Source organism: Bacteroidota bacterium, from assembly GCA_039714315.1.
Taxonomy (GTDB): domain Bacteria; phylum Bacteroidota; class Bacteroidia; order Flavobacteriales; family JADGDT01; genus JADGDT01.
In genome coordinates this window covers 1-13,044 of the sequence record JBDLJM010000090.1, presented here as the reverse complement: position 1 = coordinate 13,044, position 13,044 = coordinate 1, and the positions used below count along the sequence as shown (strand labels likewise).

The 13,044-nt window shown below is 34.5% G+C and carries 11 protein-coding genes; all 11 read right to left on the bottom strand.

The annotated features are described in order from the left end of the window. Positions 1-29 precede the first annotated feature (29 nt). Positions 30-1,292 (bottom strand): permease, encoded by a 1,263-nt coding sequence (locus ABFR62_09535; GenBank protein MEN8138664.1) that lies wholly within the window; start codon positions 1,290-1,292, stop codon positions 30-32. A 100-nt stretch (positions 1,293-1,392) separates the two neighbouring features. Beyond that, the gene (locus ABFR62_09530; protein MEN8138663.1) at positions 1,393-1,965 is read right to left on the bottom strand and encodes an AraC family transcriptional regulator; all 573 of its coding nucleotides are present in this window, start codon (positions 1,963-1,965) and stop codon (positions 1,393-1,395) included. A 104-nt stretch (positions 1,966-2,069) separates the two neighbouring features. Next, a complete protein-coding gene (locus tag ABFR62_09525; protein MEN8138662.1) occupies positions 2,070-4,229 on the bottom strand; it encodes a SulP family inorganic anion transporter in 2,160 nt (719 codons plus the stop codon). A 548-nt stretch (positions 4,230-4,777) separates the two neighbouring features. Further along, the gene (locus tag ABFR62_09520; protein MEN8138661.1) at positions 4,778-5,755 is read right to left on the bottom strand and encodes a hypothetical protein; all 978 of its coding nucleotides are present in this window, start codon (positions 5,753-5,755) and stop codon (positions 4,778-4,780) included. Between the two features lie 83 nt (positions 5,756-5,838). Next, a complete protein-coding gene (locus tag ABFR62_09515) occupies positions 5,839-6,774 on the bottom strand; it encodes a DUF4249 family protein (GenBank protein MEN8138660.1) in 936 nt (311 codons plus the stop codon). A gap of 3 nt (positions 6,775-6,777) precedes the next feature. Continuing rightward, entirely contained in the window at positions 6,778-9,441 is a 2,664-nt protein-coding gene (locus ABFR62_09510; protein MEN8138659.1) for a TonB-dependent receptor, read from the bottom strand. A 19-nt stretch (positions 9,442-9,460) separates the two neighbouring features. Continuing rightward, complete coding sequence (locus ABFR62_09505; protein ID MEN8138658.1) at positions 9,461-10,390, bottom strand: FecR family protein; 930 nt, start codon at positions 10,388-10,390, stop codon at positions 9,461-9,463. A 292-nt stretch (positions 10,391-10,682) separates the two neighbouring features. Then, entirely contained in the window at positions 10,683-11,252 is a 570-nt protein-coding gene (locus ABFR62_09500; protein MEN8138657.1) for an RNA polymerase sigma-70 factor, read from the bottom strand. Positions 11,253-11,390: 138 nt separating this feature from the next. After that, positions 11,391-12,377: a HipA domain-containing protein gene (locus ABFR62_09495; GenBank protein MEN8138656.1), complete on the bottom strand. Its 987-nt coding sequence runs from the start codon at positions 12,375-12,377 to the stop codon at positions 11,391-11,393. Then, positions 12,374-12,703, bottom strand: a complete 330-nt coding sequence (locus tag ABFR62_09490; protein ID MEN8138655.1) for a HipA N-terminal domain-containing protein — start codon at positions 12,701-12,703, stop codon at positions 12,374-12,376. The genes ABFR62_09495 and ABFR62_09490 overlap by 4 nt, the downstream gene beginning before the upstream one ends. Next, positions 12,690-12,911 carry a helix-turn-helix domain-containing protein gene (locus ABFR62_09485; protein ID MEN8138654.1) on the bottom strand — a complete coding sequence of 74 codons (222 nt, stop codon included), beginning with the start codon at positions 12,909-12,911 and terminating at the stop codon, positions 12,690-12,692. Before ABFR62_09485 ends, ABFR62_09490 begins: the two co-directional genes overlap by 14 nt. Between the last annotated feature and the right edge of the window lie 133 nt (positions 12,912-13,044).

Genomic DNA, 13,044 nt, shown 5'->3' with positions numbered 1-13,044 from the left:
TCTATATTTTTATATTACTGACCGATCAATTACAAAGGTTTATAACCGAGTTCTTCTATAGTTTCCTTAGCTTTTTCAACATCAATACTGTCATCACCCTGAATTGTTACTGTTTTATCACTTAGATTTACTTCAGCTTTGTTAATAAAACTGAGTTTTTCGAGGTTTGATTCAACATTTGCCTTACAGTGGTTACAAGTCATTCCATCTACTTTTATAATTTGAATTCCCATAGTATTACTATCTTTTATTTGAATTGTATTTTGTTTTGAACTTCGTATTTTTTGTATGTATCCGTTTATTATTAAAGCAATCAATACGATTCCTGAAAGTATTTGCCACCAGCTAACATGCTCACTATGATTGTGAGCCAGATTATGATTAATAATTTGGGTAAACCATTCTACCGGTAACACATAGTCTATTATTAAACCAAAGGATAAGGCACCAAGTATAATAGTACCTAAATATGTAAACAGGCTGCGCTTACCCAAAACTTTGGCAATCATTGTTATGGTTGCGGCATTGGTAGCCGGTCCCGCCATTAATAACACAAATGCAGCACCGGGACTAATTCCTTTTAGTATTAAAATCGCCGCCAACGGAATAGAACCTGTTGCACAAATGTATAATGGAATAGATACAACAAGAATCAATAGCATTTGCATTATTGGTGGCAGGTTCAGCAACTCAAAAAAATCATCAGGAATTAAAGCCGATATTATTGCTGCCAGGACCAGACCTATTACAAGCCACTTCGAAATGTCCTGGATAAAATCTACAAAGCCATACCTGAAAACATCCTTTACCCGTTGAAAAAAACTTTTCTCAACTACTTCCTCCTCCTCTATTAGCACTTCTCTTGAGGTTTCTTCGGCAAAATGACTTGTAATCACTCCTCCTGTAACACCCGTAATTAAAGCGGCTATTGGGCGTATTATTGCAAAAGGTAAACCAAGCAGTGAAAATGTTGCCAAAATAGAATCAACACCCGTTTGAGGTGTAGAAATTAAAAATGATACTGCTCCGCCTTTTGAGGCCCCGTTTTTATATAAAGCTGTGCCGGTGGGAATAACTCCGCAGGAACAGAGTGGCATTGGAATACCAAATACAGAGGCTAAAACAGATGATTTTAGAGGCTTGCCGTTAAAATATCGCTCAATCTTCTGACGGGGCATAAAAGCGTACAACAGTCCCGCAAAGAAAAAACCCAGTAAAAGATAAGGCGACATTTCACTCAATATAATTGCAAAATCCCTAAAAAATGTTTCTATATAAGCTTTTTCTTCCATTACTTCTTATTTATATTACAAAGTACGGAAGTAATCACACCGGAAGCATTATACTATTTTGGAAAAGAATTATATCATTTTTGGATTATAGCATCTGCTATTATACTTTATCCAAAGGTTTGCGTTTGTTTTCTTTCAACTTTTTAAAATGCGAAGGAGTAAGTCCGGTAATTTTCTTGAACTGATTCGAAAGATGCTGAACACTGCTATATCCTAACTGATACGAAATTTCATTTAAGGTTAATTCATTATAAACCAATAGTTCTTTAGCCTTTTCGATCTTTTGGTTGATAATAAATTTTTCAATCGTAATACCCTCTACCGATGAAAAAAGCTTACTCAGGTAGGAATAATCATAACCTATCTCTCCTGAAATAAATTCTGAGCTGTTTATAGATGCTGACATCTCTTTTTCGTGATGTATTTTTTCAATAATTAGGGTCTTTATACTATCAATAAGCTTGCTTCTCTTGTCGTCAATTAACTCAAAACCATTTTCCTTTAACACATCTCTGACTACTGCAAGTTGCCCGTCACTAAGTTCTGACGGAATAGTAACTTTGCCTAATTCTATTTCTGAGATTTCTATTTCCAGTTTTGCAAACTCTTCTCTAACCACCCTTATGCAGCGGTTACAAACCATGTTTTTTATGTGTAGAACAGATGAACTCATTTCACAAAGGTAGTAATACCTAATAAACCCGCCTACTCCATGGCAGACATCATCAGGGAAAAAACACTAAAATCCACGCTAAAAAGCGTATCAGGCTTTAGACTTTAAAGAGCCTCCAACCTGTGAATTTCCTCTATAAATCTTTTAGATTCCTTAGATAAGCTTCTACCAATTGCCATCGTTACATCTGTAAAGAATTCATCCTTGGCTTTGGCTGATTCGTCTTTAATATTCTTTCGCTTGATCTCATATACTGTTGTATCCCTCAGTGCAACAAACCTTGTAGTTAAAGGTCCTTTGCTAAAGAACGATACTTTACCGTAGTATGTTCCGGGAGAGTATTTTGCCAGTACTTTATACGATGTAGGTCCATTATACAAACGTTGCTCAACAAATCCACTTGTTACAAGGTGAAGCGATTTAGTTTTATCGCCTTCTTCCAAAACAACTTCCCTGTCTTCGAATTTTCGCTTTTTTGCGATATTTTTCAATGTCGATACTGCCACATCATCTAATGATTTACACAGGTTATTGTCTTCAAAGCTTACGGGTGCTGTATCAAAATATTCCTGATCCTTGTATTCGTTTTTTAGTATAAGGTCTTCTGCAAATTCTAATGCTCTGGCAGTTGAATGGAATATATTTGTAGTACTTTCCTTTTTACTTTCGATAAGTCTGAAAGCCTTTTTCATTTGTTTACCGAAGCCCAGATTCTTATGTAAATGGGTAAATACAATTTTAGTACCGTTTTTCTCAGCTATTTCTACAAGTTGCATCAACAATACCATACCACTCATGTCGATAGAAATAACCCTTCTGAAATGAAGAATTATTACTAACCTTCCATCGATTCTTTCCATCACATTACGATACAATTGATCGGTTGTAGCAAAATACAGGTCACCCTGAAGTTCTATCAATAATGCCTTATCGCCGTTTGCTTCAATAATCTCACGGTGTTTCTCGCTTCTTTTTCGCGGTGAAGGATATTCTAATATATTTGTTTGACGTCTTATTAACGGACGCTTTATTGCTCTTCTTATAAAGGTAATAACTGCAAATATCATCCCAAGTGCTACGGCTTTAGTAACATCAAATATCATTGTTGTTGCAATTACAGTAAGGGCGTTAATTGCATCTACTCTTGTAAATTTGTCTTTTAACCAGAAGATAATGTTCTTATTGATCATGTTGATACCTATGTAGATGATAACTCCCGAAAGGGCCGACAGGGGCAGGAATGATCCTATTCCTCTACCAAATAAGGCCATGAGTAAAATAAGTACAGCTGCAAAAACCGGACTCCATCTACGTCCACCTGCCATAGTATTTGCAAGTGTAGAGCCTTTTGTTCCTCCACCACCAACCCCACCAACAAGGCCGATAAGTATTTGTGCAAAACCCTGAGCTACAAGCTCATTTTTTGCATTGTGACGTTCCGAAGTTTGTGTATCAGCTACCAAAGCAGTTAACAAACAATCTATCATAACTAAAACTGTTAAAGCCAAAGCTGATGTAACTATCAGTTGCCATGGTAAGCTTTCGAGTTCTATTCCATTAAACCTGCTTAATATTACTCCGGGTTCTATTGTTGGCAAAGATCCGATTACCCATTTTGAATTTGGATTTTCCATCGAAAGCACAAGAAGCGGATAAACAATTATCCCACCTAAAAGTCCCATTAATATTGCCGGTAAACGAGGAAAGAATTTCTTAACTAAATATATTATTGCTATTGTTACTAAGGCAACTATAAGAGGGATGTATTTAAACCAACCGACTATTTCATTCGAGGGCAGAATCTGGTTTACCTGCGATTTAATCATCAATATACCAATAGCAGTAATCATACTGGCGACAACCGGATATGGTATTAGTTTTATCAGTTCACCCCCTCCGAGTATTCCGAATACTATCTGGAAAATACCTGTTAATAAGAGTACTGCTCCTACTATTATTAAAATTTCGTTTGGAGCATAATTCTGACTCAACGTAGCAACCATGCCAACAAGAAGCATGGTAACGGGCCCGTTTGGAGCACTGATCATACCTATTGTTGCCCCGGCAATACCCGAAGAAAGAAGAAGAATTACTGCACCAATTAAACCAGCCATAGCTCCTGCCGAAGCATCATAACCGAATGATGTAAACAGTAGTACACTTAAACCCAATGTTTGTGGTAATACGGCAATCGCACCGGATAAACCTCCAAAAAAATCTGAACTGTATTTTTTTAAATTGATACTTAAAATTCTCCCCTTCATATATCATTGAGTTTTTAACATGGTAAAAAATATCAGTATATAAATTTAATACTGATTGTAATTAGCAAAATTGAATATATAATTTGCTTGTACTGTTTTTAGAAAATTACACCTATAAAACGGAAGCATTTTGTCAAATAAAATTTGAGAAGAACAAAACCTAAAAATAATTTACTTCATAAGCTGTAAAAAACGACAGAAAGCCCCAAACAGTGGGGCAAATGTAGTGTTTTATTATTCTTTTTCATATTTTACTTAACGATTTCTTAACATTGAGGATATATTTACATAATATTAAATTTGGGTGAGCTATGAGTGGGGGAGTTTGTTTAAATGTTGTTTTTGAAAAGTTAGCATTGGTTTTAGTTTATACAGGTTAAAATCCAATGGGATTACTCGGCTGCCTTATATCCTCTTTTGTGTGGTTGTAAACTCGAAGAAGGAGGGAGTGTTCACACTCTTTGTTAGCGCCTTGTTTTATTGATAGTTACATGATTTTTATTCTGCTTGATAAAGCATAGGTGAAGCTATATTATTAACCCAAACTACTACTTTTCAACCTGAATATAATCAACTGTCGAAGACATAACACATCCACCATTTGCATATTGCATACTTATTGCCGTAGCAATTTCGCCATCATACACAGTACTAACCTCGATATTAAACACTTCACTTGCGGGATAGTCTATTTTAACATGTTTTAAATTGTTATCAGAGAAGTATGATATCAAGCCCATATGATTTGCTTCTATTCCAAGTTCTGACACATAGTTTGTTGCATATTCGCATAATGCCATATACTTCTGCAGATTTGGCTTTGTGTCGTATTCAAATTCATAAACAATTGTGGCTAAATCCTTATCAGGGTGCATATGATTTGTATTTTCTATCCTGGATATATTATTATCATCCCAAAACACTTTTACAGTACCAACAATCTCATCAGATTCAGGTATATAGTATTCAAGTTTTTCAACCTTATCGCCTTTGTACATTAGAGTATAATACCATATTAATGAAAAGTCCTCGCTGATGAATCCGTTATTTTCAGGACTGGCAAAAATATTTCTCGATGAAAAGTCTAAATCTGAAGCAGATTTTTTATTCAGATAATTACTGTTTTTATACTTCTCTACCTTTTTTATTTTGTCTTCTTCGTAAGTGTATTTATAGATATGCTTTTCTCCGTCGAGGAAGCTTACCATAAGTTCTGTAATTTTGCTGTTTTCTACGGTAGTTTCCATTGATAAGATACCAATTAAAGTTCCATCTTCATTAACAATCATCTCGATAGATTTTAATAAGTTTTCATTATCATATTCAAAACTACCTAAATAGTTCATTACGCCATCCGGACTGGAAGTATCCCAGTCTTCTGTAGTTATAAATTTACCGGGAGTGTATTCTGAATAATACTCGTTGTCTATAATTTTATCAATATTTCCTTCATCATCTTTATCACATGATGAAAAAAGTAAAGTAGTAAACAAAATAATTGACATTGTTTTTATCAAGTTCTTCATTTTAATTAAGATTTATATTAGTAAACATTAAATTTTTATTCTGATAATTTACACACCAAACATTAGTTGTAAGGCCATATTTATTATTTAGTAACACTTTCCTGAATATTAATTGTTCCAACATCTATATTATATGCGCAAAATATACCCAAACCACCTTCTACGTTGGTAAAATCCAGTTCGGGTTCACCCACAAACAGGAGATATATCCCGTCTTCATGCCAATCATATTTTGGCATATTTTCGAATTTATAATAGTCTTCGTCTATATTAAGCACATAAGTTTCTACAGAATCCAGTCTATATGCTTTATCCTTATAATAAGCTATATTACCCCCTTTAAAATACTCTGTGCTAAGAACTGTACTTTCATTTTCATTTAAAATTCTCACAGGGTTTTGTAGGTAAGATTTCTCCACATCGGTATTTCGGTAAATTGAATCTATATAATGACCGGTTTCAACATCATAATATCTATCCCTTAAGGAGGAACCATATTCTTTCATAAAGAATTTAAAATAGTTCTTTCCTTTATTGCGCGAAGTATATTTTATCGAGAAAACACTATCTCCTTCTGCATTAATAGTTAAATCCAAGAGCTCAATATCAAAAAGCGGCTTTTCGGGTACTACACAATTTGCCCGTATTTCTTCTTCTTTATTATAATTTACATACAGCCCTACATTATCACCGGCTTTAAAATCTGAATTAGGGTTACGGTAAACCTTAATTATACTATCGTATAACAGTGAAAATTCATTCCCGTTTTTACTCATGCTAACATTTGCCCACTCCACCGGATTACGCATATTCCAATTCGTTTGTTCGTAGTAATCAGGGTTATTATAAATAGGTATGCTCCAGTCAAGGTTCAAATATGTTGTATCGCTATATAAATTTGGCCCTACAAAATAAGTTACTACTAATTGTGGTTCTGAATCGGGTATATCCATATTGCTTATCTTTTGGCACGATGTAAGCAAAATGATAAAAGAAATTATAATTAAAATATTCTTCATTTTTTAAAATTTTAAAGTATATGATACACTTGGAATAATCTGGAAAATGCTATACTGAAGAAGTACATTTTGTTTTTTACCACCTTCATTAACCCAGCTAGATTCGTAATAAAAAGGATTTTTACGGTTGTAAACATTATAAATACCAAATTCCCATGTACGCTTACGTCCGCTTTTTAGTGTTTTGTGGAATCGGAAAGCAAAATCGAGGCGATGATAAGCAGCCATCCTAAATGAATTTTTTTCGACATAATGATTTACTGTATATTTCTCCGGTCCGCCATCAACATATATATTACCAGTTTCAGGATAATAATCTACATCATATTCAATTGGCTCTGTTGGATCGTGATCATAAACATTATATTCTTCGGTTGCCAGAGTAAATGCATCACCGGTTCCGTAAACCCATGTAGCACTAAAATCTATTCGGGGAGTCAGCTCATAGATCCCAACAATTGATATATCATGCCGACGGTCGTGACGGGGAAAAAACTCCTTTCCGCGATTTAGTTCTTCGAACTTATGTTTGGTATATGAAAGGGTGTATCCTATCCAACCGCTAAATTTTCCTTGATTCTTTTGAAGGAGAAATTCTACACCTTTAGAATATCCATTACCAACTACTACAGCATCTTCATATTCGAATTCTTCTCCCGGATAGGGTTCGGAAACATATAAAAAATCGGTTCCTTCTTTATAGGAAATTATATTTTCCATGGTTTTGTAATATCCTTCAACCGATAGAGTTAATCCATATTTTTCTATATCATTTGCGAGACCAATAGCATATTGTCTTGAAAATTGAGGAGCAACCTTATTAGTAGCCGGAACCCAAATATCGGTTGGCATACCCGATCCTGTTGACGACAAAAGATGTACATATTGATTCATCTCGGAATATGAAGCCTTTAACGATGTTTTATCCGTTAACATAAAAGCAGCAAGTATCCTTGGTTCCAGACTCAGGTAATTTTCTCCTTCATGCATCAGATTACTAAGCCTCAATCCGGCATTAAGCTTAATCCTGTCACCTATTTTCCAATCATCTTCGGCATATATAGAGCTCTCAATAGTATTGATATGCTTTGCCTGTACAATGTTTTCTTGATTATAATTTTCTATATTATAAACACTTGGAGAAAAATAATGATTAATAACATTAAATCCGAAACGTACAAAATGATCACTGTTTGGCATCCAGTTAAAATCTGTTTTTACACCAATATCTCTAATTCCCGAATTGTATTTTGATAAATAAATTTCATTCCCATATTCTTCTTCTTCTTTCATTACCAAATCATAATCACTAAAAATCAATGATGTATTACTAAATAGTTTTGAATTGAAAAGATGATTCCAGCGTAATGTTGTCGTTGCATTTTGCCAATACATTTTAAACAATTCTCCCCCTTCGATCATTCTTAGTTTGTCGCGACCAAAATAGCCACTCACAAATAGCTTATCCTTACTGCTAAACTCATAGTTAAACTTTGCGCTAAAATCATAAAAGTAATACCCTGCCGATCCTGGCCCTCGAGTAAAAGGAGCAGCTAAAACATCGATGTAAGTTCTTCTACCGGAAACTATAAAGGATGATTTTCCTTCTTTTATTGGTCCTTCAACCATTATGTTCGATGATAACAAACCAATACTCCCCTGCCCCTCAAAGTCGTTTTTGTTACCATCTTTCATGCTTATGTCTATAACAGAAGAAAGCCTCCCTCCAAATCGGGCAGGAAAACCGCCTTTATACATGTCGACATTTTTTACTGCATTTCCGTTAAAAACCGAAAAGAAACCAAAAAGGTGCATAGCATTATAAACCTGAGCATCATCTAAAATTATTAGATTTTGGTCAGGGCCTCCTCCCCTTACGTATAGTCCGGCAGTTGCCTCGCTACCCGAACGAACACCGGGCATATACTGCAATGCTTTAAATACATCCTTTTCGCCAAGCAAGGCCGGAATTTTTTCAACCTCCTTTGGCTGTATACTAACAACATTCATATAGGCTTTATCTGCTATTCTTTTGCTTGAAGAATACGTTAAATCTATATTCTGCAACATATTATTTTGTTCGAGTTCGATATCGAACTCTATATCTTCAAAAAAATCTTTCTCCAATTCAAAAGTGTCAAAACCCACATACGAAACACCTAAAACCGCTTTCTGAGCCGGAATTGTAAGAGAGTAGAAACCATAAGAGTTGCTAACTGTTCCAATATTTGTTCCTTTTATATGAATATTTGCACCTATCAACAATTCTTCCGAACCCCTTTCTTTTATATAACCCGATATAGTTACTTTCTTTTTGAATAGTGAAGATTTTCGTTTTTTGATCACAGTAATATTAAATCCCGAGACCTTGTAACTTACATTAAGTTTTTTACTGATATCATCGAGAATATTGAACACAGTTTTTGAATGGTAGGTGAAATTATATTTATCGGAAAGAGATATTACATAGTTCCCGTATGAAACATCGTATTCCGATTTTGAATCCATAATATCCAATAATTCGGATAATGTTATGTTCGATTCCTTTACAGTAATTTTTTCATCACCAGGATCTTTCTGAACCCCTTGTGCAACAGCAATGGGGTACACAAAAAACACGGCCAGAAATATGATAATTACATTCCTTATATTGATTTTACTTATCATTTTGATTTGGGATGTATTATTAGTTTTCAACAAGGGTTACATTTAACTCGTTAGCATTTAGCTTTGTTATATTAATCTCTTCCAGATCGTTTATTTTCTCAATAAAGTCGTCGATGCTTTCTCCTTTTCTAACTGTAGTTGTAATTAGAGTATGTTCAATTTCTTTATCTTTGTATAACAGACTTACTCCAAATCTTTGCTCAACAAAATCGGTTAACTGAATAATATCTACTCTATTTAACCTGTACTTATCTTTCAGCCATGAAGTGGCGTAGTCATTATCGATTTGATGTTTAACCAGATCACTGCTGTTGATATTGTAAACAGCCTCGTGCTGTGGTTTCACTTTTACTTCATTTTTATTGTCGTATACTTTAACAAGACCGGTAACTACAGTAACTTTTACTGCTTTATCAGTTTGTTTTATATTGAATGAAGTTCCTAATACCTCGGTATTTAACCTATCAGTTTTAATAATGAAAGGACGGTTTTCGTCGCGTTCAACATCAAAAAAAGCCTCACCTTTCAGCTCCACTTTTCTGAATTCATCATCGAAATCAGCATCATAAAATATACTACTTCCTGAGGCCAGTGTGATTTCTGTTCCATCCGGCAGATTATAGCTTTGAGGATTTTTAAGATTGTTTGATAATTCGGTAGTTCCAAAATATGCACTGTTAATTATATACCCCAAACCTATTCCTAACATAATAACAACCGTAGCAGCTATTTGAAGAGCCCTGTACAATGACATCTTTTTAACTCTTTTAGCATTTATTCCGGAAAAAATATCCATTTTCAGTTTACTTTCATGAAGATGGTTTTTGAAAACTTCGTCCTTCTTGTCATAAATTTTCTTCTTCTCCAATACAAGCAGGGCTAAATTTTCCTGATCATTGATATCGTCATTCAGGTACTTATGTAGTAATTTATTTTCTTTATTTTTCATTTTCTATCTCTATGTATTCCTTTCTAAGAGGGATTAAACTCTTCCCTTTATAAATAAGACACACAAAACATGAAGCACACACAAGAGAATATGAAAAAATGTTTGTTATATTTTCCAATAGCCACTAACTGAAACATACTCAAGTAATTACAGATCGTTGAAATTTCCCATGTCATAGATCTTACATCCGAGATGTGGGAAACTTTAGTTAATTATAAAAAAATATCTTTCGCTGTTTATCGAGTCGTTGGTTCTGTTTAATAGTTGCTTTGCAACATCTGTCTATTTGGAATTATATCGAAGCAAGAAGCAAAGCAACAATTACCGACTTTCGTATTTGTCTAAGTGAATTTGTAAGGTGGTTCTCTACTGTACGCTTCGAAATATCAAGTCTATCAGCAATTTCCTGATTAGATAATCCCTCGAAACGACTGAGCATAAATATTTCTCTGTTGCGCTCGGGTAATTTAGCAATAGCTTCTTCTAACAGTTGGTTTGTATCGGCAAGATCAGTAAGGTCAGTAATATCATCAACAGTAAGATATTTATCGATTATCTCGAGCTGATGTTCCAGTTTTTTGTTATCGCGAAGTTGATTATAAACCCTGTTTCTAACCATCGAATAAAGATATGCTTTCACATTCTTAACATCGATGTTTTTTCGTTTATCCCAGAAGGTAATCCAGATCTCCTGTACAATATCTTTCGATAGATCTTCATCTTCGGTAAAAGAATATGCAAAAGCATATAATGCCTTCCAGTATCTATCATATAAGATCCGGAATGCTCTTTCGTCCGACTGTTTAATAGAGGAAAACAGATTATCGTCAGTAGAGTCGTGTTTTGAAAATACCTTATTCAAATTTGGGTTAATTAGTTTAGATGATGCAAGTCTATAAAAAACTATTGAGTAAACAAACCTTAGTATTGATAAAATATCCGGTTTATTAATTAAACAAAATGTATTAAATCAAATAAAGTGTATCAGCATTTTTCATTCTCAATTCCTGTTTAGCTTTTTCAATCGGGTTAAATAGGCCTGTTCGTAATTACGTTTCAATTTATCCGATAGATATGAGTGGCTAATTAAATTAAGTACTTCGTCCTTTTTGGAAGTTAACAGAGAAAAGATACCGTCAATAAGTTTTGTATTAATTCCAGCTATTTCGCCTAGCTTATGAAACTGTTCGTGCACTTTTCCTTTTGCTTGGGCTGAAGGTAGTAAACCATCATCAAGTGCAAAATCTTTATCCGCAATATGAATGCGACTATTTAGTAAGTCATATGCTGGGCTCAATTTATAATCTCCCAACTCAGTTTGTATGAGTGAGAAGTTTTTAAAATGTGCATCTCCATTAGAAAACAAGTAGTTGAAGAGGATAAGTTTTAGTAGCTTGGGAGCTTCGACATTGTAGGCAGGAACAAACTTTTTCAGTAGTTCAAATAATTCATAATAATTACCCAAATATTTATAATTTTCTCCATGGGTTTGAGGTGTTCTTTGCGCTAACGCAGCAAAATCTTCTTGTGCCCGCTTAGTACCGTCATCTTTAACATCAAATCGCTTAGTGATATAAGCTTGATCTCCATTGCTAAAAAAAATGAGCGCGTTCTCAGCAGTTTCTATATTAAAAACCTGCCTTGCTATTTGCATGGTTAAATGCTCATTGGCAGGCATCTGTTCAGGGTTTTTACCTGCACTTGGTTTTGATTTAAGAATGTATTGTCCTTGTTCACCTTCTTTTATTAGGCGTAGTTTGTTTTTGTCTAACAGAATCGAAAACTTTTCTTGTACACCTGAAATAGACATCCTTTTTCGATTATCATCAAATAGTTCATCTGTTACTTCGTTTGTTGCAGGCGATTCATAAGGAAGTACATGACTTACTTTTTTCCCATTAAAAACACGCTTCAAAGCTGTTGACGAGTAAGTTTGATTCCCTTCTTTTAATGTGCCAGGGCAATATTGGATATCAGATAAACTCATACATTGTCTATTTTAATGATTCTAACTGCTCCGATGGTGTCATAAGTCGCAGTATTTAGTAATAAGCCAAAATGATCTTTTTTATCAATGCGCATGGCATGGCACACGACTTGTTTATTGGTTCCTTCTGGCAGCATGTTGTAGAAAAACGGGAACAAATGTTCCGCCTGGTATTCTTGCTGATTTTTTGGAAGTGTAAGACTAATAGCAGGTTTGTCTGCAGAATTAAACCATGTATCATGGTAGCGAAATACAAAGTCTCCATTATCTAATTGGGTAAGCAATCCTGCCTCTTCGTTTTTGTAGATAACCTTAGCTTGTCTCATTTATTAGGGTTTTTACTTGTAGTGTTAACTCTAAACCCAATGCATCAGCCAATTTACTAATGGTTTGCAAGGTGGGGTTGCCTTTTCCACTTTCAAACTGCTTTAGGGTTCTAAGGCTAACACCAGATAGTTCTGCTAGCATTTCTTGGTTTACCTGCAGCATTTCTCTGCGGGCCTTAATGGTTTTTATTAATTTTGAAAAGTGCATCATAGTGCTCTATTTGTGTCAAAAATAAAAAATATTTAAACAAATAACAATAAAAGTGCAATTAAATACACTTCACAAGTGACTTTACCTATTCGATCGGGTTTTATAGCTCAAAAGTGCATTTAACTGCACT

Coding starts and splice junctions, on each gene's coding strand:
- ABFR62_09535 (MEN8138664.1), bottom strand. CDS start 1,292: ATGGAAGAAAAAGCTTATATAGAAACATTTTTTAGGGATTTTGCAATT.
- ABFR62_09530 (MEN8138663.1), bottom strand. CDS start 1,965: ATGAGTTCATCTGTTCTACACATAAAAAACATGGTTTGTAACCGCTGC.
- ABFR62_09525 (MEN8138662.1), bottom strand. CDS start 4,229: ATGAAGGGGAGAATTTTAAGTATCAATTTAAAAAAATACAGTTCAGAT.
- ABFR62_09520 (MEN8138661.1), bottom strand. CDS start 5,755: ATGAAGAACTTGATAAAAACAATGTCAATTATTTTGTTTACTACTTTA.
- ABFR62_09515 (MEN8138660.1), bottom strand. CDS start 6,774: ATGAAGAATATTTTAATTATAATTTCTTTTATCATTTTGCTTACATCG.
- ABFR62_09510 (MEN8138659.1), bottom strand. CDS start 9,441: ATGATAAGTAAAATCAATATAAGGAATGTAATTATCATATTTCTGGCC.
- ABFR62_09505 (MEN8138658.1), bottom strand. CDS start 10,390: ATGAAAAATAAAGAAAATAAATTACTACATAAGTACCTGAATGACGAT.
- ABFR62_09495 (MEN8138656.1), bottom strand. CDS start 12,377: ATGAGTTTATCTGATATCCAATATTGCCCTGGCACATTAAAAGAAGGG.
- ABFR62_09490 (MEN8138655.1), bottom strand. CDS start 12,703: ATGAGACAAGCTAAGGTTATCTACAAAAACGAAGAGGCAGGATTGCTT.
- ABFR62_09485 (MEN8138654.1), bottom strand. CDS start 12,911: ATGCACTTTTCAAAATTAATAAAAACCATTAAGGCCCGCAGAGAAATG.